This window comes from Streptococcus oralis, assembly GCF_964238205.1.
Lineage (GTDB): Bacteria > Bacillota > Bacilli > Lactobacillales > Streptococcaceae > Streptococcus > Streptococcus oralis_CZ.
Window position 1 is genome coordinate 1 of the sequence record NZ_CAXSLF010000004.1, and the last position, 21208, is coordinate 21208.

The following is a 21208-nucleotide window of genomic DNA, read 5'->3' on the forward strand; positions in this document are numbered from 1 at the left end:
GCACTCGTTGACGCTGACTTAGACGCGCTGGTTGAAGCACTTTGACTCGCACTCGTTGACGCTGACTTAGACGCGCTGGTTGAAGCACTTTGGCTCGCACTCGTTGACGCTGACTTAGACGCGCTGGTTGAAGCACTTTGACTCGCACTCGTTGACGCTGACTTAGACGCGCTTTGACTTGCTGAAACCGAGGCACTCTTGCTAGCTACGATTGATTTTGAGGTACTCGTTGAGGCACTTTGACTAGCACTTGTTGATGCTGATTTTGACGCACTCTCTGAAGCACTTCTGCTTGCAACTGTAGAAATAGACTTGCTAACTGAAATACTTTCTGATGTCAAATCCTTCAAGCTACTTTGGACAGTATCCACTGTCTTATCTCGATAAGTAACTGTAATCACACCACTATCAGATACAGCAAGCGAACCAATTTCTTTTCCTTTTACATAATCCGTGCTTGCAAGAATCTTTGCATTGGCCTGTTTAAAGTTTTCAAGAACTTGATTCTTTTCTTCTTGTGTTAGTGATGAAGGGTTTTTAACACCTACTGTCGCACCACTAACAGGATCTTGACGTTCATTAAATCCTCTAATAACAAATGTTGTAGTTGCTCCCCCCCACTGAATTCCAGGATTATCACTTGCTTGATATTCAATAATATATTCACCAGGTGTCATAGGATTCCAAGTGTTACCAATTCTACCTACAGTTCCATAAACTCTTGAAGTCCATGTTTTATTATCAAAAACATATCCAACTACTTGACCTTTTTTATTCGTTTGAACTGTAGCAAAACCATAAGCACCTGGGAAATGTTCTCCATTCAATCCTCTAATTTCTGGATTTCTTGTTGGCGAAAAATCTCGCAAACCTTTGTCGTCGTTGAAGACAATATTATAGTTTACTGCATCATCATTATACACCTCAATACGTGATGGCATCGTAATGGTTGGTGGATTGTCTGCTTGTCTAGAATTACCTGGAACACTTGGGTTTACTGGTTTTGTAGTATTAGGTCCTGTTTTAACAGGAGGATAAGTCATTACAGAAGTATAGTTGCCAGGAGGGTTACTTGCTAAAAACTCCCTACTACTTGTCGCAACTTGTGCCTCCAAGGTTGCCTGAGTTGAGCTATTATTGGCTGTTCCAACAATCTCAATAGTGGCATCCAAGTTTTTTCTGGCACTATAACCATGACGATTCTGGAAAACATACTCATTGTCGGGCCGACTTTGCATGTCCATTCTCACACCATTTAGATAGGCTGCTGTGATTGTCGTATTTGGATCGACCTTAGCAATCAAACCTGCATAGGTAAGAGGACTCTGGGCATTCATCGAGATTGTCCATTTTACCTCACGACTAGTTGGTGAAAAAGTCCCAGACACAATATTTGCCATTGTTTGCTCATTCTGAGTTTTAGGTGCAAAGCCTCTGAGATTTTCCCCTGTCGGCATTGCCTGTCCATTACGGCTATCACGTTGACCTGAATTTGCACGTAAAACAGCATTAGCGATTGAGTTGCGTGCTGAAGTAGCAGATTTGACAACTGCTCCTAGGTCTGCATTTGGATCCTTCAAAGCATTTTCGATTTCAATAATCGCATTCTGAACTTTGAAAATCGCAGAGTCCGTATCTGGCAAATCTACTGCTTTTGCAAGATACTCACCCATCTCAGCTGAAAGTTTAGCTAGTTTCTTACGGTCTTCTTCAACCTTCTTAGCAGTTGCTTCTGTAGCAGCAGTTGTGGCTACAAGATCCGTTGCAGAAGCTGAGAAGTTGGTAGTTGAATCTGCAACTTTCTCAACTTTAGAAATTTGGTTAGCAAGGGTTACCTTACCCTCTAAAGTTGTCGATGGCGTTTCTGACGATTCATCTGTTCTATCAGTTGGCGTGCTTGTATCAGTTACAGTTTCCTTCGTAGCTGTTTGAGAGCCTACTGCAGTAGATGAAGCAGAAACACTTGTTGAAGCAGACTCAGATGCGCTTGTACTTGCTGATTCAGAGGCACTTGTACTAGCAGATGCTGAAGCAGAAGTACTTGCAGACTCAGACGCTGATGTGCTTGCTGACTGACTTGCACTTGTACTAGCAGATGCTGAAACTGAAGCGCTTGCTGATTCTGATGCAGATTCACTCTCACTTAATGACTGAGAAGTTGTATCTGAAGTTGGTGTTTCTTGATTATCTTGCCCAACTGTTCCCAAGGTAGTTTGATCTGCATTAGCAAGAACTTCCTTACCTTCAACTACTTTTTCGACAGCAGTCTGTTCATTAGCATGAACATGAGATTGAGTCGCAATCCCTCCACCTATGACAGTCCCTGCAGCAGCTATCCCCTTGAGGATATCAAGCCCAGTTAGGGAAGTTGAAGAACGATCTTCAACGACTTCTGTTGTAACTTGAGCTGTATCAATACCCCCGCGAAGAACCTTGAACAAACCAAAAAGAGAGGTAGATGCTCGAAGCCAGTGTTTCCCTGACTTGATCAATTTATACCTCGTTACTCGGTCTGTTTCTCTATATCGTCCTTCCTGACGTCTAAAAAACATTTTTAAAATCTCCTTGGATTCCGTTTTTTTATAAAACAAAGTCCTGTTTATATTTTTTTGTAAATAATGGCTATAATTTGGAGTTTTACTTATTTTATCATCTTTATCAGCATATATATTCAAAATTTATAATATAGACTAATGTTTTAATCGTTATATTATAGCACATTTTTGTCATATATGTCTAAACTTTTTGACGTTTTTTTACCATATTTTAACCTTCTAGGCTTCATTTTTTTCATTTTATAAGTAAAAGGAATATCAGCGAACTTTGAGTTCCTGTTTTTTCAAACTTGTTTAGTTTGATTCCTCCAGATTTTGTCACCTCTACCTTAATCGTAACAGTGATAAACTAACACTTAGTTAACACCAAAAAAAGCCGCCTGATTGGGCGACTTAATTTTTTTATAGGGAGATTATTATGAAAAAGTTTTAGGAGTTAAAGTTAAGGTCTTCTCAACTTCTGAGATAAGTATATAACTCCTAACTTAAAGTTTCCTTAAGTATTTTTAACTGTAAGATTTTTCCATTTTTCTCGCCAGTTTTTCTTAGATAAACGCTTTTGATAGAGCTTCATTCGGTCTTGATTTTCTAAGAAATGAGGAGTTGGACAAACCTGAAAGTTCAAAATATCCTCCAAACCATAAGGCGCAAAGAGTTCTAAAGTTGCGTCAGCATGCAAGCGAAGTCCTACTGCCGTACAACGCTCTGGATACTTACTCATGGCATCGCAGGAATTTCTATACGGAGGCGTATGGGGACTATGCTGATGCATATAGACTTGATTTTTCAGCTCCCACTGATACTGAGGAAAGTCCTCCCTCAACTTGTTTTCTAGAGCCAGCGTTTCTTCATAACTCACATCTGGGTCAAAGAAAATCACATCCACATCCGTTTCACGATCAAAGGCTGGCTTATCTGACAAGAGATTCCAGATAAAATTTCGGACCGAACCAGCCGCCAACCAGGAATCTTTCAACTCCAAGTCACGGATGATGGTCAGAATAACCATCATGTCAGAATTATCTCTGAAAGAATCTAAAATTTCAGCCTTATTTTTCAATGTATTCATACCCCAAATGTTCATATGCCTTAGCTGTCGCGACCCGACCTGAACGAGTCCGCATGATAAAGCCTTTCTGGATCAGGTAAGGTTCGTACATATCCTCAACCGTCTCACGCTCTTCGGCGATATTAACCGAAAGAGTTCCTAGACCGACAGGACCGCCACCGTACATTTCAATCATGGTACGGAGAATTTTCTGGTCTACATAGTCCAAACCTTCATGGTCTACATCCAGCATAGTCAAAGCCTTATCCGTAATCACATCATCAATCAAGCCATCGCCCATAATCTGCGCAAAGTCGCGCACGCGCTTGAGGAGACGATTGGCGATACGAGGAGTCCCACGACTACGGAGGGCCAACTCGGAAGCTGCCTCATGGGTGATTTCCATCTCAAAAATATCTGCCGTCCGCTCGACAATCTCTGTCAAGTCATCATGGGCATAATACTCCATATGACCAGTAATCCCAAAACGTGCTCGTAGAGGATTTGAAAGCATCCCTGCTCGTGTCGTCGCACCAATCAAGGTAAAAGGTGGTAATTCTAGATGGACACTGCGACTACCTTCCCCCGCACCAATCATGATGTCGATGTAAAAATCTTCCATAGCACTATAAAGGACCTCTTCTACCGACATGGGCAAGCGATGAATCTCGTCGATAAAGAGCACATCTCCAGGCTCCAAGTCATTTAAAATCGCAACCAAATCACCCGCTTTTTCGATAACAGGGCCAGACGTCTGTTTTAGATTGACTCCTAGTTCATTGGCAATGACAAAAGCCATGGTTGTTTTCCCGAGACCTGGAGGGCCAAACAAAAGAACATGATCCAGCGCCTCATCGCGCATTTTAGCTGCTTCAATAAAGATTTGAAGCTGATCCTTGACCTTGTCCTGACCGATATATTCACGTAAATATTGGGGACGGAGGGTACGTTCTACCAACTCCTCATCACCCATGATTTCATTATCTAAAATTCTACTCATGTTCCTATTATAGCAAAAATCCAGCCCACAAACAAAAAAGCCACCTGATTTGGTGGCTTCATTAGGGAGATTATTATGAAAAAGAAAAGTTTAGGATTTCCATTAAATAAAGTTAGGAGGTCTTTATTTAATAAGTATATGATAAACAAGAATACTTAAAATTAACTTAAGATAAAATGATTATATTTTTTCTTGCTAGAAATCTTAACCAACACCAACCAAAGCATAAAAGTTAGGAGGCAGATACTCATCACTATTAAGTATGTTTCTTCCTTTGTTAATAGCTCCTGCCAATGAATCTGGACTCCCAATTTTTCTTGAAACTCTTCTAACAAGCTATTATTCCCCATAAATGTAGTTTCTAATTGCTCCTTCATTAAGACCTGTCTATAGAGAGAAGCAAGATAGGTAGCCGGTGTGCACTTCATGAGAACTTGAGCGAAGTTAGGAAGAATTCCCATTGGTACATAAGTTCCTACTAAAAATCCTGAAGCTGTACCTACAATGGTAGCCAATTTACCCAGACTATCTACTGACTGGAAATGATAAATCAGGAGTGCATTTACCAATGTTGAAAGAAGGCTACTTAGCAACATGATTAAACTGATTTCGAGTAGATGACTCATGATCGGGATTTCTTGGAAATAAAGGCTCATAATTATAAACATAAAGACCCGCATGACAAAGGAAATGACAAAGCTACTGATCAGATAAGACAGCTCCAAACCCCATCTTCCTAGGTCTGTCAAAAAAAGATCCTGATCCACTTGATTTTCACGGTCTTGTACCATCTGGGTCAGAGCAGCAAAACTGGTCGTAATTCCTGTAACTGCTAATGTTCCTCCCATCAACCAACTGTTTAAAAGACTCGTATTATTGGGAAGTTGGGACCAAGCATCTGTCAAATTCTTCTGCAAAAAGATGATATAGAGTAGAAAGGAAATCAAAGCTCCTAGTAATGAGAAGAAGACTCCTGAACGATTACGAGCATACAACAAAAAATCACGTTTTAATAAGGCTAACATTAGCGTACCTCTCTTCCTGTAAGAGCAATGAAGGCATCGTCCATAGTTCCTGGACGAAACTCAAAGCCAGCAATCTTCTCACGAACTTGGGTCAAATAATCAACAGCTTCCAATTGGCTCTTTGGACAGAGACTATACTCCAAGTCCTTTTCCTTCTCGACAACCATATTATTTGGTAGGATTTTTTCCAAATCTTGCAAATTTTTAAAGCGAATTTTTAAGAGATTGGAAGCGTATTTGCTCTTTATCTCAGCAGCAGAACCTTGGGCAAGAACCTTCCCGTGATCTATAATATAAAGTTGGTCTGCCTCATCTGCTTCATCCAAATAATGAGTTGTTAAGATAATAGTCATCTCTTCATCCCTTTGTAGACGATACAATAAGTCCCAAATGGATTTACGAGTCTGAATGTCTAGTCCTGTCGTCGGTTCATCTAAAAAGAGAATATCCGGTTTTGAAAGGAGAGCACGAGCAATATCAACTCGACGTTTCTGTCCTCCGGATAAAGTTCCATAAAGTTGTTTCTGAAAAGCTGTCAAACCCAGTTGATGGATCAACTCATCGACACGATTATGTGTAATTCCCTTATATTGTTTGGCTCGAATGGCTAGGTTTTCTTTGACTGTCAACTTTTCATCCAATACACTTGCTTGAAAGACAATCCCAATCCTAGTGTTGGGCGCATAGATGATTTGTCCATTAGTTGCTCGTTTAAGTCCGATTAACATTGAAATCGTGGTCGATTTCCCCGCCCCGTTAGGGCCTAAGATCGCATTAAAACTCCCTTTTTTAAACTCTAAATTTATATTCCTAACTGCTACATGCTCTCCATAGCTCTTAGTGAGGCCTTTTGCCTGTAAAATCATATTTCTTTCCTCCTTTTTACACCCTCAGTTTAACAAAAAGAGAAAAGAAAAAATACACTTTGGAGTTATGTGGTCGAAATGGATGATTATGTGGTCAATTTTATGTTAAAATTTCTGCATTTGATCACAAAAAAGCCACCTGATTTGGTGGCTTCATTAGGGAGATTATTATGAAAAAGAAAAGTTTAGGATTTCCATTAAATAAAGTTAGGAGGTCTTTATTTAATAACTATATGATACAGTAGAATACTTAAAGTTAACTTAAGATAAAATAATTTTTTTATTTTTTTCGATCCACCCAAATCATCCCTATACAATCATAAGTAGATAAGGTTTCAAACCCCAGAGAACGATAGAATTCCACGGTTTTTTCTGTCTGTTCGGTGGCTAGTTGGACTTGATAGGCATCTTTGTAATCCCCTAAAGCCTCTTTCATCAAGGCACTGCCAATTCCTTGGCGCTGATAGCTAGGCAAAACGATCAAATCCTGGACAAAAACCGATGAAAAACCATCTCCAACCAGACGAACTAAACCAACGATTTTCTCACCATCACGAGCAACATAAATAGCCAACGAGTGAGTTAAAGATTGCTCCAACATCTGTGGTTGATTGGTATAGTTTGTCCAGCTAACTGCCTGATAGAGATGCAAAACGTCATCAATTGAAACAGATGTTCCTTTTGTAATTTTTATCATAGTAGAACCTCTCTAACATTGCCTAAGTGATTTTATCTGATGTCCATTTTTATCAAAATTTTCAGGACGCAACCATGCTTCAAAACGGGCTTTAACCTTTGGCCAATCCTTATCAATCATAGACAACCAATCCGTATCTCTGGTGCGACCTTTATAGATAACAGCTTGACGGAAGGTTCCCTCATAGATAAATCCCAAACGTTCTGCTGCTTTTCTAGATGGAAGATTAAGGGCATCGCACTTCCACTCATAGCGTCGATAATTGAGTTCCTCAAAAACATAACGGGCTAATAAAAACTGGGCTTCTGTCCCCATTCTTGTGTGCTTGAGGGCCGGAGAAAAGGTCACGGCACCCACTTCAATGACGCGATTGGTTTGATCAATGCGCATGAGCGAAAAAGTTCCCATAGCTTTACCAGTTGCTTTATCAATAATTGCGTAGTAAAAGCGGTCCTTACGTTCAATCATCTGCTTTAAAGCAACCATTAACTCTTCTAGATTAGCCACAGGTGGTTGAAAGAGGTAGGTCCACATCTCACGAGGGCTATCCGGACCATAGACAGCTAATAAATCCTCTGCATGCTTTTCAACCGAAAGAGCTTCTAGAATCGTATACTGTCCTTTTATCCGTACAAGTGAAGGCAAAACTCCAGGTGTATCATCTACAGGTTCACCAATCATCTGACCGTATTCATTTACTGGCATTGTTTTCTCCTTGTTTTGCTTTCCAAACTTTATGGTTGCACATAGTATATCATACATCTATGCTAAGCTTCCAAATAAGCCTCCAAAGTAAAACTTTGAAGACTTATCATTTCTTATTTCACAACAATGTTTACAAGTTTATTCGGTACACTAATCACTTTCACGATTTCTTTGCCATCAATCTCTGCTTTGACTTTTTCATCAGCCAGAGCGACTTCTTGTAATTCTTCGCGTGAAAGATCTTTAGCGACCATCAATTTGGCACGGACTTTACCTTTGATTTGGACGACGATTTCGACTTCATCTTCAACCAATTTGCTTTCGTCCCAAGTTGGCCAAGACACGTAAGAGATTGACTCCCCTGTTGCTGCGACTGTTTGCCAGAGTTCTTCTGCCAAGTGAGGCGCAAATGGGGCGATCAATTGGATAAAGCCTTTGGCATAATCCACATAGAGTTTGTCTTCCTTGTTCGCCGCATTGACAAAGACCATGAGTTGGGCAATGGCTGTGTTGAACTTCATAGATTCGATTTGCTCTGTAACAGATTTAACGGTTTCGTTGTAAACCTTGTCAAGAGCGCCATTGTTTCCCGCAACGATTTCCTTACTTGTAATCAAACGGTAAACACGGTCAAGGAATTTACGGCTTCCTTCCAATCCTTCTTCAGACCAAGCGATGGAAGCATCGAGTGGTCCCATGAACATTTCATAGACACGAAGAGTGTCGGCACCGTATTGTTCCACTACGTCGTCTGGGTTGACAACGTTCTTAAGCGATTTAGACATCTTGGCTGGTGCTTGCTCCAACTCTTCCCCTGTTTCCACATGGAAGAAGGAACCGTCACGTTTTTCAACCTTGTCAGTCGCCACAAGAGCCCCACGGTGATCACGGTAGCTTGTTCCCAAGATCATTCCTTGGTTAAAGAGTTTTTGGAATGGCTCCTTAGTTGGTACAACACCAAGGTCATAGAGGAATTTATGCCAGAAACGAGCGTAGAGCAAGTGAAGAACGGCGTGTTCTGCCCCACCCACGTAGATGTCGACTGGCAACCATTGTTTGAGGAGGTCCTCGTCAGCCAATTTCTCAGTGTTGTGTGGATCGATATAGCGGAGGTAGTACCAGCTTGAACCTGCCCATTGTGGCATAGTATTCGTTTCACGACGACCTTTGACGCCATCTTCACGAGTCACTTCCAGCCAGTCGGTCAAGTTAGCTAGTGGGCTTTCACCAGTTCCTGAAGGACGGATATCCTTGGTTACCGGCAAGACAAGTGGCAATTCATTTTCTGGAACAGCTGTTGAAGTCCCATCTTCCCAATGAATAATTGGGATTGGTTCACCCCAGTAACGTTGACGGCTAAAGAGCCAGTCGCGAAGACGGTAGGTCACTTTTTCTTGACCACAGCCTTTTTCTTCCAACCAAGCCACAATGTTAGCAATGGCGTCTTCTTTATTCAATCCATCTAGGAAGTCGGAATTCACATGAAGTCCATCTTCTGTGTAGGCAGCTTCTGCCACATTTCCACCTTCCAATACTTCTACAATTGGAAGTCCAAATTGTTTAGCAAATTCCCAGTCACGTTGGTCATGGGCAGGTACGGCCATAACAGCACCTGTTCCGTAGCTAGCGAGAACATAGTCGGCAATCCAGATTGGAATTTCTTTGCCGTTTACAGGGTTGATAGCATAAGCACCAGTCCAAACCCCTGTTTTTTCCTTAGCAAGGTCTGTACGAGCCAAGTCTGATTTCAAGCTAGCTTGGTGTTTGTAGTCAGCTACAGCCTTAGCCTGTTCAGGACTTGTGATGGCATCTACCAAGTCATGCTCAGGAGCCAAAACAGTGAAAGTCGCACCAAAAAGGGTGTCAGGACGAGTAGTAAAGACGGTGAATTCCTTGTCAGTTCCTTTCACCTTGAAAGTGACATTGGCACCAGTTGATTTTCCAATCCAGTTGCGTTGCATGTCCTTGATAGATTCTGGCCAATCTAGTTCATCTAAGTCATTGAGCAAGCGCTCTGCATAGGCCGTGATTTTAAGCATCCATTGGCGCATTGGTTTGCGGACAACTGGATAGCCTCCACGCTCAGACGTTCCATCAGGAAGGACTTCTTCATTGGCGATAGCTGTTCCTAGTTCCTCAACCCAGTTTACTGGCACTTCCGCTTCATAGGCCAAGCCTTTTTCGTAAAGCTTAGTGAAAATCCACTGCGTCCACTTGTAGTAGTTTGGATCTGTCGTGTTGACTTCACGGTCCCAGTCGTAAGAGAATCCAAGCGCATTGATTTGGCGTTTGAAGTTAGCAATGTTTTCTGCTGTGAATTCCGCTGGGTCATTTCCTGTATCCATAGCATATTGTTCAGCAGGCAAACCAAAGGCATCCCAGCCCATTGGGTGAAGGACATTGTAGCCTTGCGCACGTTTAAAACGGCTAAGGATATCAGTCGCTGTGTAGCCTTCTGGGTGTCCTACGTGCAGACCCGCTCCAGATGGGTAAGGGAACATGTCAAGCGCATAAAACTTAGGTTTTGAAGCATCTGTTCCTGTCTTAAAAGTGTGATGGTCAGCCCAGTATTTTTGCCACTTAGGCTCGATTTCTTTATGATTGTAAAAACTCATATCGTCTCTCCAATTTTCGTGATGCTCCTATTATACCATTTTTAGGGGGAATATTGTTTCTCTTTTCGAGATTTTATTGTTTTGACCTATGAACACCCTATTATTCTACTGTCATTTTTTCAATTTCTTTCTCAGATACATAAATAATCTGACAAAAATCTCTTAATGAATTCTATAGATGCAAGATAGGGCTTTTTATGGTAGAATATAGGAAAGTGCTTTCTCAGAAGGAGGAAAATATGGACAAACAAACCATCGCTGTTTTAGGGCCTGGTTCTTGGGGTACTGCCTTGTCACAAGTTTTAAATGACAACGGACACCAAGTACGTATCTGGGGAAATATTCCTGATCAAATTGATGAAATTAATATACAACATACTAACAAACGCTATTTTAAGGATACTGTATTAGACGATAAAATTGTGGCCTACCATGATTTAGCAGAAACCTTAAAGGGGGTTGATGCTGTCTTGTTTGTGGTGCCAACCAAGGTGACCAGATTGGTGGCCCAACAAGTGGCTGCTGTTTTGGATCATAAAGTAGTGATCATGCATGCTTCAAAAGGCCTCGAACCCAATAGCCACAAGCGTCTTTCAACCATTCTAGAAGAAGAAATCCCTGAAGAGTTGCGTAGTGAAATTGTGGTTGTATCTGGTCCTAGCCATGCGGAAGAAACGATTGTACGCGACATCACCTTGATTACGGCTGCCTCTAAAAATTTACAAACTGCTCAATATGTTCAAAAACTCTTTAGCAACCACTACTTCCGCCTTTATACCAATACGGATGTTATCGGAGTGGAAACAGCTGGTGCTCTTAAAAATATCATCGCTGTTGGTGCAGGTGCCCTTCATGGACTTGGATTTGGTGATAATGCAAAAGCTGCTATTATCACGCGCGGTCTGGCAGAAATTACCCGTCTGGGGGTTAAACTTGGAGCAAATCCATTAACATACAGTGGTCTTTCTGGAGTTGGGGATTTAATCGTTACAGGAACTTCTGTCCACTCACGTAACTGGCGTGCTGGAGATGCTCTTGGTCGCGGTGAAGCCTTGGCAGATATCGAAGCAAATATGGGAATGGTCATTGAAGGTATTTCAACAACCAAAGCTGCTTACGAATTGGCGCAAGAACTCAGAGTTTATATGCCTATTACCCAAGCCATCTACCAAGTTATTTATGAAAATGTTAATATTAAGGATGCCGTTTCTGAACTCATGAGCAATGAGTTCAAGGCAGAGAACGAGTGGTCTTAGTCACCGTTAGAAAGGAAGCTCATGAAGCAAAAAGTTAGAAAAGCCGTTATCCCTGCTGCGGGACTTGGAACTCGTTTCCTACCTGCAACTAAAGCTTTGGCCAAAGAAATGTTGCCAATCGTGGATAAACCAACCATCCAGTTCATCGTTGAAGAAGCTCTTAAGTCTGGAATTGAGGACATTCTTGTGGTAACAGGAAAGTCAAAACGTTCTATCGAAGATCATTTCGACTCAAACTTTGAACTAGAATACAACCTAAAGGAAAAAGGAAAAACCGACCTTTTGAAACTAGTTGACGAAACAACTGGTATGCGTCTTCACTTCATCCGTCAAACACACCCACGTGGACTCGGAGATGCCGTCTTACAAGCCAAAGCTTTCGTCGGAAACGAACCCTTTGTGGTTATGCTTGGAGATGACCTCATGGATATCACTAATGACAAAGCTGTTCCATTGACCAAGCAGCTCATGAATGATTATGAGAAGACTCATGCTTCTACTATCGCCGTAATGCCTGTCCCACACGAAGAAGTTTCTTCATACGGTGTTATCGCTCCTCAGGGTGAAGGAAATGACGGTCTTTACAGTGTTGAAACCTTCGTTGAAAAACCAGCACCTGAAGACGCACCAAGTGATCTAGCCATTATTGGCCGTTACCTCCTCACACCTGAAATTTTTGGCATTCTTGAAAATCAAACACCAGGAGCAGGAAATGAAATCCAGCTAACAGACGCTATCGATACCCTCAACAAAACCCAACGAGTATTTGCTCGTGAGTTTAAAGGTGCACGTTACGATGTCGGAGACAAGTTTGGGTTTATGAAGACTTCCATCGAATACGCCCTTAAACATCCACAAGTCAAAGACCACTTGAAGGACTACTTGATTGATCTTGGAAAAGAACTTTCAGGAGAAAAATAAACAATTTGTCAAACAGTCAGATTTAGCTTAAATCTGACTGTTTTGATGTCTAAATCTCAAGACCCAATCCCTATCCAAAGCCCTGTTTTAAGCCCTGTTTTAAGCCTAATTTCTTGTAAGAGATGCTTTTATGGTATAATAATAAAGAGTGAGGAATTCTATGAACAAACATGTAACAAGAATCAAACAAAAAGGACTGGCCTTACTTGGGTCTCTAAAATTAACAATTTCTAAAATGAATACAAAGAAAAAGAGTGGAAAAAATTCTAAGAAGAAAAAGCAAACGCAAACACCATTCGATATTTGGACCTTATGTGCCAAGATTTTACTTGGAATAAAGGCAACTTTTAACACACTTTTTATCCTAGCTTTTATTGGCGGTCTCCTTGGAACAGGGGTTGCCTTGGGGTATGCTGTTTCTCTCTTTGATCAAGTTAGTGTCCCTCAAACAGAAGATTTGATCAAGCAGGTCAATAATATTCCATCCATCTCTGAAATCCGCTATACAGATGGTTCCATGATTAGCGCTATCGAAAGCGATCTACTTCGCACATCTGTATCATCAGATGCCATTTCAGATAACCTCAAGCAAGCTATCGTTGCAACCGAGGATGAACACTTTGCAGAGCACAACGGTGTCGTTCCTAAAGCTGTCATTCGTGCCAGTCTAGGAAAATTCATCGGACTTGGTTCTTCCAGTGGGGGATCTACCCTAACACAACAGCTCATCAAACAACAAGTAGTTGGTGATGCTCCTACGCTTGCCCGTAAAGCCAGTGAAATCGTTGACGCCTTGGCCTTAGAAAGAGCCATGAGCAAGGACGAAATCCTAACCACCTATCTCAACGTTGCACCTTTTGGGCGTAATAACAAGGGACAAAATATTGCAGGGGCTCAACAGGCTGCCAAAGGGATTTTTGGAGTGGATGCAAGCAAACTGACCATCCCTCAAGCGGCTTTCCTAGCAGGTTTACCACAAAGCCCTATTTCCTACTCACCTTACGAGTCTACTGGTGAGATGAAGAGCGAAGAAGATATTGAACTCGGTATTAAGCGCTCAAAAGATGTTCTCTACAATATGTATCGAACAGGAGCCCTCAGCCAGGAAGACTATGAAACCTACAAGGCTTATGACATTAAGCAAGATTTCTTGCCAGCAGAAAATGCTAGCGTTACCTCTAAAGGCTTCCTCTACTTCACTGCACTCGATGAGGCTACCAAGATTATGTATGATTATCTGGTGCAAAAGGACAATGTTTCTGACCAAGAACTACAGAACGAATCGATCCGAAAATCTTATCGAGAATTGGCCGAAAAAGAAATCCAAAACGGTGGTTACCGTATTACAACTACCATCGATAAAACGATTCATACTGCTATGCAAAATGCCGTAACAAACTATGGATACCTTCTAAATGATAGCTCGGGTCAACCTGAAGTCGGGAATGTCTTGATGGACAATCAAACTGGGGCGATTTTAGGGTTTGTAGGTGGACGAGATTATCAGACCAATCAAAACAATCACGCCTTCGATACCAAACGTTCCCCTGCCTCCACTACCAAGCCACTCTTGGCCTACGGTATTGCTATCGACCAAGGGCTTATGGGAAGTGCTAGCATCCTCTCTAACTATCCAACAAACTTCTCTAACGGAACTCCGATCATGCATGTCAACAGTCCTGGAACAGCCATGATAGACCTTAAAGAAGCTCTGAACTATTCTTGGAACATCCCAGCCTACTGGACCTACAGAATGCTCCGTGAAAAAGGGGTTGATGTCCGTTCTTATATGGAAAAAATGGGCTATGAAATCCCAGAATATGGCATTGAAAGTCTTCCTATGGGAGGAGGAATTGAAGTTACTGTAGCCCAGCATACCAATGGTTACCAAACACTCGCTAACAATGGTACCTATCATAAGAAATACATGATCTCAAAAATTGAAAAAACGAGCGGTGAGGTTCTCTATGAGCATCAGGCTAAACCCATCCAAGTTTACTCTAAAGCTACTGCAACCATTATGCAGAGTCTGCTAAGAGATGTGCTTTCATCTCGAGTTACTACAAGCTTCCAAACTGATCTGGCTTCTATCAATTCCAGTCTAGCAGGTGCTGACTGGATCGGAAAAACTGGTACAAGCAATGAAGAAGGAGATATGTGGCTCATGGTCTCTACTCCAAGATTAACTCTGGGAGGCTGGGTTGGACATGACGACAACAGTTCTCTAGCCCAGGGAGCTTACTACCGCAATGCAAAATATATGGCTCATCTGGTAAATGCCATTCAGCAAGCAGCCCCTTCTGCTTGGGGTTCAGAACGTTTCAAACTCGATTCAAGTGTCACTTCATCACAAGTCCTCAAATCAACTGGTCAAAAGCCAGGAAAGGTGACTATTAATGGAAAAGAAATTAATCTGAGTGGAGAAACGGTGACTAGCTACTGGGCAAACCAAGCTGGTGCTCCAACTACTAGCTACAAATTTGCTATTGGTGGAAGCGATTCTGACTACCAAAATGCTTGGAACACCATTTTAGGAAGTCTGCCTAAAGCATCTTCTTCCTCATCAAACAATAGCAGTAACAGTAACAGTAATAATAACAACAACAATAATAATCGTAATAATACTTCTAATAGTAACGGGAACAATAATAGTAGCTCTAGTTCCAATAACAGAAGTAGCAATCAACGGCGCTAACTAGCACAATCATTGAGAGTGGGAAAGAAATGATTTTCTCAACTCTCTTTTTTCTTTCTTCCTTTCATGGTACAATAGCAACATGAATAACTATCAAAAGAATATTTTTAAGGGAACCATTTATTCTCTCCTATCTGGCTTGATCTGGGGGATCTGCGGAATTTTAGGAGAGTACTTTTTTTCACATTATCAAGTGTCTTCAGGGTGGATTACTTCTATGCGTCTACTCGTCGCTGGTAGTTTCGTAATCGTCTTATCTAGCCTTAAACTCCGGTCCCAGCTTTTCGAGATCTGGAGAAATCGAAACAATTCCCTTCCTTTTCTGGCCTATGCTATCTTAGGAATCTTCTCCGTTCAGTATTTCTTCTATCTCTGTGTGGAGTACTCCAACGCTACAACGGCAACCATCCTACAATTTATCAGTCCTGTATTTATCCTCTTTTACAATCGCATCATCTACAAGAAAAAAGCTTCTAAAAGTGCTATTTTTTATGTCTTGGTCACTATGGTTGGGGTCTTTTTGATGGCTACCAAAGGAGATCTATCCAAATTATCAATTACACCACTTGCTTTACTGACAGGACTTCTCAGTGCACTAGGTGTCATGTTCAATGTCATCTTACCCCAACGCTTTGCTAAAAAATACGGTTTTGTGCCTACTGTTGGCTGGGGAATGATTATCGCTGGGATTTTTAGTAATTTTCTCTACCCTGTTTATAAGATTAGCTTCCAGGTTGATGCCATCAGTATCTGTATTTGTTTGACCATTGCCTTTTTGGGAACATCCTTTGCTTTCTTCCTATCGATGAAGGCTGTCTCGCTCGTTTCTCCCTTGGTGGTGTCAGTGGTCAGTGCAAGCGAACCTTTATCATCTGCTATTCTAAGCGTTCTCTTTCTAGGTTTAGTCTTGGATGGGTATCTGCTACTGGCTATGATTTTGATTATCATCCCAATGATCTTTCTATCCATTGAAGAATCAAAAAACAAAATGAAAGAATCTTCTTTTAACACTTAAGGCTTCAAAATTGAAGCCTTTTTTGGTAGAATAGTAAGCATTACAAAGAGTGAGGAGACACCTATGACTGCTACAAAAATGAATGCACAAGAAATTATCCAATTTATCGCAAATGCTGAGAAAAAAACAAGTGTAAAAGTGACCTTTGAAGGACAACTTGCCGAATCTATCCCTGCCTCTGTTATCAAGCTTGGGAATGTTCTTTTTGGAGACTGGAAAGATATCGCTCCACTTCTTGAAGGACTAACAGAAAACAAGGACTATGTTGTTGAACAAGACGCTCGCAACTCCGCTGTACCTCTCCTTGATAAGCGTGCTATCAATGCTCGTATCGAGCCAGGCGCTATCATCCGTGACCAGGTTGAGATTGGCGACAACGCTGTTATCATGATGGGAGCTGTTATCAATATCGGTGCTGAAATCGGTGCTGGTACTATGATTGATATGGGAGCTATTCTGGGTGGACGTGCTATTGTCGGTAAAAATAGTCACGTGGGTGCAGGTGCCGTTCTTGCAGGTGTTATCGAGCCAGCTAGTGCCGAGCCTGTCCGTGTCGGTGATAATGTACTCATCGGTGCTAACGCAGTGGTTATCGAAGGTGTTCAAATCGGTAGCGGTTCTGTTGTTGCAGCAGGTGCCATCGTTACTCAAGATGTTCCAGAAAATGTTGTGGTAGCTGGTGTTCCAGCTCGTGTTATCAAAGAAATCGATAGCCAAACCCAACAAAAAACAGCGCTAGAAGATGCGCTTCGCACCTTGTAATTAGTAACAGAGGCGGAAATATTTCCAGCCTCTTTATCGTATCAATAGAAGGAAATTAGATATGTTAGATTTAATTCAAACTCGACGCGATCTTCACCAAATTCCCGAGATTGGTTTAGAAGAATTCAAGACTCACGCTTATTTACTCAATGTCATTGAAACATTAACGGCTGGTAAGGATTTTGTTCAGATTCGTACTTGGCAAACAGGTATTTTAGTTTACTTGCAAGGAAGTCAGCCAGAACGTACCATTGGCTGGCGGACAGACATTGATGGACTCCCAATCGTTGAACAAACAGGTCTTCCTTTTGCCTCTCAACACCAAGATCGCATGCATGCTTGTGGGCACGACTTTCACATGACCATTGCCCTTGGAAGTCTCGAACGTGCATTAGAAAAACAACCCAAAAACAATCTCCTCTTTCTCTTCCAACCTGCGGAAGAAAACGAAGCAGGTGGCATGCTCATGTATGAAGATGGGGCCTTTGGCGACTGGTTGCCTGACCAATTCTATGGGCTTCATGTTCGTCCAGACCTAAAAGTTGGACAGATTGCGACCAATACCCATACACTCTTTGCAGGAACTTGCGAAGTCAAGATTCGTTTCAAGGGTAAAGGTGGTCACGCTGCCTTTCCACATCAAGCAAACGACGCTCTGGTTGCAGCTAGCTATTTTGTCACTCAAGTCCAGTCAGTCGTTAGCCGTAATGTCGATCCTATCGAGGGAGCTGTCGTCACTTTCGGTGTCTTTCAAGCTGGAACAACCAATAATGTCATCGCTGATACAGCCTTCTTACATGGAACGATTCGAGCTCTTACACACAACATGAGCCTCTTAGTTCAAAAACGTGTCAAAGCCATCGCTGAAGGTGTAGCAGCTGCTTTTGATATGGATGTGGAAGTTGAACTCAAGCAGGGAGGTTACCTACCTGTCGAAAACAACCCTGAATTAGCTCGAGAATTGATGACCTTCTTTGATGAAAAAGAGGGAATTGAACTAATCGACATCGAGCCTGCCATGACAGGAGAGGACTTTGGTTATCTTCTCTCAAAGGTTCCTGGAGTTATGTTCTGGCTTGGAATTGATAGTCCCTATGCTCTTCATCATCCACAGATGAGTCCTAAGGAAGAAGCTCTGGCAATTGGAGTCGAGGCTGTATCAAGCTTTTTAGCAAAGAAAGCTGCGGAGTAAACAATGAAAAAAGCCCTACGCAAGCAGGTCTTGCAAGAACTCAAATCTCTATCAGCCGAAGAAAAGGAAGTCATGGACGCTTGGTTGACTGAGCAACTACTTCTACATCCCTTCTATAAGGAAGCAAAAACCATCGCCACTTACCTGTCTTTTCCTCATGAGTTTCAGACAGCTAGACTGATCGAACAAGCTCAAAAAGATGGGAAAACCATCCTCATTCCCAAAACTTATCCACAAGGGAAAATGAACTTTGTGCTCTATGAACCAGAGAAACTCGAAAGAAATTCTTTTGGACTTCTTGAACCTCAAGGAGACTTCACAATCCTTGAACCCTCTCAGATTGACCTGATTCATGTTCCTGGTTTGGCTTTCAATTCTTCTGCTTATCGGATTGGCTACGGTGGTGGTTATTATGATCGCTACTTAGAGCATTTCCTAGGCCACACCATCAGTACACTTTATCCTTGTCAGATTCAGGACTTCCAGCCTGATTCACATGATATTCCCGTTGAGGAGGTACTTATCTATGAAAGAGATTTTTGATCGTCGGTATCCTGTCACGAGCTTCTTTCTTCTCGTGACAAGCCTGGTTTTTATACTCATGTTTTTAACCAGTGGTTTTAACTACACAAGTGCAGCCACCTTGTATAAATTCGGAGCTGTTTATCCCCCAGCAATCAAGGCCATGCCTGAACAAGTCTGGCGCTTATTCTCGGCAACCTTTGTCCATATTGGCTTGGAGCACTTTTTAGTCAATATGCTATCCCTCTACTTCTTAGGACGTCAGATGGAACAAATCTTTGGCTCTAAACAGTTTTTCTTTTTCTACCTTCTATCAGGTATGATGGGAAATCTCTTTGTCCTAGTTTTTAGTCCCAATGCCATTACTGCAGGTGCTTCAACTGCCCTCTACGGTATGTTCGCTTCTATTGTCGTTCTTCGTTATGCCTCACGCAACCCCTATCTTCAACAGCTTGGTCAATCCTACCTCTCCCTCTTGATCATCAACCTAGTAGGAAGTATTTTAATGCCTGGCATCAGCCTTGCTGGACATGTCGGGGGAGCTGTCGGCGGTGCATTACTAGCTATCGTCTTCCCAGTTCTAGGCGAACGAAAGATTTACAGCCCAGGCCAACGTGGTCTAGCAACCCTAGCCTTTATTACTTTATCAGCCTTGATGCTTTTTATCGGACTATTATAAGAACAAGAAAAACCATTGGAAAAACTCGAAAAGAATTGAGGTCCAATGGTTTTTTCATATCATTTGTTAGACTGCAAAGTTCTTAAAACCCATTATTGTCGCTGAGTTCTTTGAACCAGTGGCCTGATTTTTTCAGGCGTCGTTCTTGCGTTTCAAGGTCAAGCTCGACTAAACCATAACGGTTTTTATAGCTATTGAGCCATGACCAGCAATCGATAAAGGTCCAGATCAAGTAACCTTTACAGTTGGCACCATCTTCAATGGCACGATGAAGCTCACGAAGGTGACCTTTGACAAAGTCAATACGGTAATCATCCTGAATCATACCATTCTCACGGAATTTATCTTCACCTTCAACGCCCATCCCATTCTCTGTCAACATCCACTCGATATTGCCATAATTTTCCTTGATGTTTTGAGCGATATGGTAAATCCCTTGCTCGTAGATTTCCCAACCGCGGTGCGGATTGATCTTACGACCAGGCATGACGTAAGGTTCATAGAAATGCTCTGGCAAAAGCGGACTGTCAGGATGCTTAGCAAAACGCGGCGCCATGACACGCAAAGGTTGATAGTAGTTCACTCCCAGGAAGTCAACTGTATTCTCACGAATGACTTCCAACTCTTCGGCCGTGTACTCTGGTAACAAGTCATGCTCAGCCAAAATTTCCACTAACTCTTCTGGATATGCTCCTAAAACAGACGAATCTAGGAAAGATTGTGCCTGAAAGAGATCGGCAATGCGAGCTGCTTTTACATCGGCAGGATGCTGGCTACGTGGATAGGCTGGTGTCAAGTTGAGAACAATTCCAATCTTAGAATCAGGCAAAACCTCATGGCAGGCCTTCACCGCAAGAGTGCTTGCTAGCTGGGTATGATAGGCAACCTTAACGGCAGCTTTGGCATCCACCTTATGAGGATAATGGGCATCATAGAAATAGCCAAACTCAACAGGAACGATAGGCTCATTGAAGGTAATCCATTGGTCCACCAAGTCTCCGTAAGTCTCAAAACAGAAGCGAGCATAGTCTTCATAAGCCTTAATAGTTGCCTTATTTTCCCAACCATCTCCATCTTCTTGAAGGGCAAAAGGCAAGTCAAAGTGATAGAGATTGACTAAGAGGCGAATACCCTTGGCCTTGATGGCTTCAAATACCTGGCGGTAGAAAACCACACCTTGAGGGTTGACTTCCCCACGTCCCTGTGGGAAAATACGAGACCACTGGATAGAAGTTCGAAAAGCTGTGTGGCCAGTTTCTAACAATAGTTCGATATCCTTTTCCCAATTTTCATAGAAGGTCGATGTTTTATCAGGTCCAATGCCATTGAAGTAACGGTTTGGCTCTACTTGATACCAATAATCCCAGAGATTATCTCCCTTGCCGTCACCAGGCACTCGTCCTTCTGTCTGCGGCCCAGAAGTTGAGGAACCCCAGACAAAATCCTTTGGAAATTTTAGCATAGTACTACCTCTTTTTACGCTTTTAATGTTTATACTCTTCGAAAATCAAATTCAAACCGCGTCAACGTCGCCTTGCCGTACTCAAGTACAGCCTACGGCTAGTTTCCTAGTTTGCTCTTTGATTTTCATTGAGTCTTACTTTCTCTCATTATAGAGAAAAAACAAGGCAAAAACTAGTTACATTTTTGTCTTG

The 21208-nt window shown here is 42.0% G+C and carries 17 protein-coding genes; 8 read left to right on the top strand and 9 right to left on the bottom strand.

The features are described from left to right. From ACESOD_RS06350 to leuS, 8 genes are all read right to left on the bottom strand, one after another. A partial coding sequence (locus ACESOD_RS06350) for an accessory Sec-dependent serine-rich glycoprotein adhesin (RefSeq protein ID WP_373094545.1) occupies positions 1-2552 on the bottom strand: 2552 nt, incomplete at its 3' end. Positions 2553-3051: 499 nt separating this feature from the next. Next, entirely contained in the window at positions 3052-3624 is a 573-nt protein-coding gene (locus ACESOD_RS06355) for a nucleotidyltransferase family protein (RefSeq protein ID WP_373094546.1), read from the bottom strand. Continuing rightward, the gene (ruvB, locus tag ACESOD_RS06360) at positions 3605-4603 is read right to left on the bottom strand and encodes a Holliday junction branch migration DNA helicase RuvB (protein WP_083303327.1); all 999 of its coding nucleotides are present in this window, start codon (positions 4601-4603) and stop codon (positions 3605-3607) included. Before ruvB ends, ACESOD_RS06355 begins: the two co-directional genes overlap by 20 nt. A 161-nt stretch (positions 4604-4764) precedes the next feature. Next, positions 4765-5628, bottom strand: a complete 864-nt coding sequence (locus ACESOD_RS06365; protein ID WP_373094547.1) for an ABC transporter permease — start codon at positions 5626-5628, stop codon at positions 4765-4767. Beyond that, positions 5628-6494 carry an ABC transporter ATP-binding protein gene (locus tag ACESOD_RS06370; protein ID WP_373094548.1) on the bottom strand — a complete coding sequence of 289 codons (867 nt, stop codon included), beginning with the start codon at positions 6492-6494 and terminating at the stop codon, positions 5628-5630. The genes ACESOD_RS06365 and ACESOD_RS06370 overlap by 1 nt, the downstream gene beginning before the upstream one ends. A 280-nt stretch (positions 6495-6774) precedes the next feature. Then, complete coding sequence (locus ACESOD_RS06375) at positions 6775-7191, bottom strand: GNAT family N-acetyltransferase (protein WP_373094549.1); 417 nt, start codon at positions 7189-7191, stop codon at positions 6775-6777. Between the two features lie 12 nt (positions 7192-7203). Continuing rightward, positions 7204-7896 (bottom strand): GNAT family N-acetyltransferase, encoded by a 693-nt coding sequence (locus tag ACESOD_RS06380; protein ID WP_373094550.1) that lies wholly within the window; start codon positions 7894-7896, stop codon positions 7204-7206. Positions 7897-8009: 113 nt separating this feature from the next. After that, entirely contained in the window at positions 8010-10511 is a 2502-nt protein-coding gene (gene leuS, locus ACESOD_RS06385; RefSeq protein ID WP_373094551.1) for a leucine--tRNA ligase, read from the bottom strand. A gap of 239 nt (positions 10512-10750) precedes the next feature. Between leuS and ACESOD_RS06390 the strand changes: the two genes are divergently transcribed. The 8 genes from ACESOD_RS06390 (at position 10751) to ACESOD_RS06425 (ending at position 19553) form a co-directional block, all read left to right on the top strand. Then, positions 10751-11767 (top strand): NAD(P)H-dependent glycerol-3-phosphate dehydrogenase, encoded by a 1017-nt coding sequence (locus tag ACESOD_RS06390; RefSeq protein WP_373094552.1) that lies wholly within the window; start codon positions 10751-10753, stop codon positions 11765-11767. 21 nt (positions 11768-11788) lie between these two features. Further along, complete coding sequence (galU, locus tag ACESOD_RS06395) at positions 11789-12688, top strand: UTP--glucose-1-phosphate uridylyltransferase GalU (protein ID WP_373094553.1); 900 nt, start codon at positions 11789-11791, stop codon at positions 12686-12688. Positions 12689-12848: 160 nt separating this feature from the next. Next, positions 12849-15383 (top strand): penicillin-binding protein PBP1B, encoded by a 2535-nt coding sequence (gene pbp1b, locus ACESOD_RS06400; RefSeq protein WP_373094554.1) that lies wholly within the window; start codon positions 12849-12851, stop codon positions 15381-15383. 82 nt (positions 15384-15465) lie between these two features. Continuing rightward, positions 15466-16398 carry a DMT family transporter gene (locus ACESOD_RS06405; RefSeq protein WP_373094555.1) on the top strand — a complete coding sequence of 311 codons (933 nt, stop codon included), beginning with the start codon at positions 15466-15468 and terminating at the stop codon, positions 16396-16398. A 63-nt stretch (positions 16399-16461) separates the two neighbouring features. Next, positions 16462-17160: a 2,3,4,5-tetrahydropyridine-2,6-dicarboxylate N-acetyltransferase gene (gene dapD, locus ACESOD_RS06410; RefSeq protein WP_373094556.1), complete on the top strand. Its 699-nt coding sequence runs from the start codon at positions 16462-16464 to the stop codon at positions 17158-17160. Between the two features lie 61 nt (positions 17161-17221). Next, positions 17222-18352, top strand: coding sequence for an N-acetyldiaminopimelate deacetylase (locus ACESOD_RS06415; protein ID WP_373094557.1), 1131 nt, complete (start codon positions 17222-17224; stop codon positions 18350-18352). A gap of 3 nt (positions 18353-18355) precedes the next feature. Beyond that, positions 18356-18895, top strand: coding sequence for a 5-formyltetrahydrofolate cyclo-ligase (locus ACESOD_RS06420; RefSeq protein ID WP_373094558.1), 540 nt, complete (start codon positions 18356-18358; stop codon positions 18893-18895). Further along, positions 18879-19553 (top strand): rhomboid family intramembrane serine protease, encoded by a 675-nt coding sequence (locus ACESOD_RS06425; protein WP_373094559.1) that lies wholly within the window; start codon positions 18879-18881, stop codon positions 19551-19553. The genes ACESOD_RS06420 and ACESOD_RS06425 overlap by 17 nt, the downstream gene beginning before the upstream one ends. Before the next feature lie 82 nt (positions 19554-19635). Here ACESOD_RS06425 and ACESOD_RS06430 read toward each other — a convergent pair whose 3' ends face one another. After that, entirely contained in the window at positions 19636-21015 is a 1380-nt protein-coding gene (locus ACESOD_RS06430) for a glycoside hydrolase family 1 protein (RefSeq protein ID WP_373094560.1), read from the bottom strand. Between the last annotated feature and the right edge of the window lie 193 nt (positions 21016-21208).

Excerpts from the sequence above, each read along its gene's own strand:
- ACESOD_RS06355 (WP_373094546.1), bottom strand. The coding sequence starts at position 3,624 with ATGAATACATTGAAAAATAAGGCTGAAATTTTAGATTCTTTCAGAGAT.
- ruvB (WP_083303327.1), bottom strand. The coding sequence starts at position 4,603 with ATGAGTAGAATTTTAGATAATGAAATCATGGGTGATGAGGAGTTGGTA.
- ACESOD_RS06365 (WP_373094547.1), bottom strand. The coding sequence starts at position 5,628 with ATGTTAGCCTTATTAAAACGTGATTTTTTGTTGTATGCTCGTAATCGT.
- ACESOD_RS06370 (WP_373094548.1), bottom strand. The coding sequence starts at position 6,494 with ATGATTTTACAGGCAAAAGGCCTCACTAAGAGCTATGGAGAGCATGTA.
- ACESOD_RS06375 (WP_373094549.1), bottom strand. The coding sequence starts at position 7,191 with ATGATAAAAATTACAAAAGGAACATCTGTTTCAATTGATGACGTTTTG.
- ACESOD_RS06380 (WP_373094550.1), bottom strand. The coding sequence starts at position 7,896 with ATGCCAGTAAATGAATACGGTCAGATGATTGGTGAACCTGTAGATGAT.
- leuS (WP_373094551.1), bottom strand. The coding sequence starts at position 10,511 with ATGAGTTTTTACAATCATAAAGAAATCGAGCCTAAGTGGCAAAAATAC.
- ACESOD_RS06390 (WP_373094552.1), top strand. The coding sequence starts at position 10,751 with ATGGACAAACAAACCATCGCTGTTTTAGGGCCTGGTTCTTGGGGTACT.
- galU (WP_373094553.1), top strand. The coding sequence starts at position 11,789 with ATGAAGCAAAAAGTTAGAAAAGCCGTTATCCCTGCTGCGGGACTTGGA.
- pbp1b (WP_373094554.1), top strand. The coding sequence starts at position 12,849 with ATGAACAAACATGTAACAAGAATCAAACAAAAAGGACTGGCCTTACTT.
- ACESOD_RS06405 (WP_373094555.1), top strand. The coding sequence starts at position 15,466 with ATGAATAACTATCAAAAGAATATTTTTAAGGGAACCATTTATTCTCTC.
- dapD (WP_373094556.1), top strand. The coding sequence starts at position 16,462 with ATGACTGCTACAAAAATGAATGCACAAGAAATTATCCAATTTATCGCA.
- ACESOD_RS06415 (WP_373094557.1), top strand. The coding sequence starts at position 17,222 with ATGTTAGATTTAATTCAAACTCGACGCGATCTTCACCAAATTCCCGAG.
- ACESOD_RS06420 (WP_373094558.1), top strand. The coding sequence starts at position 18,356 with ATGAAAAAAGCCCTACGCAAGCAGGTCTTGCAAGAACTCAAATCTCTA.
- ACESOD_RS06425 (WP_373094559.1), top strand. The coding sequence starts at position 18,879 with ATGAAAGAGATTTTTGATCGTCGGTATCCTGTCACGAGCTTCTTTCTT.
- ACESOD_RS06430 (WP_373094560.1), bottom strand. The coding sequence starts at position 21,015 with ATGCTAAAATTTCCAAAGGATTTTGTCTGGGGTTCCTCAACTTCTGGG.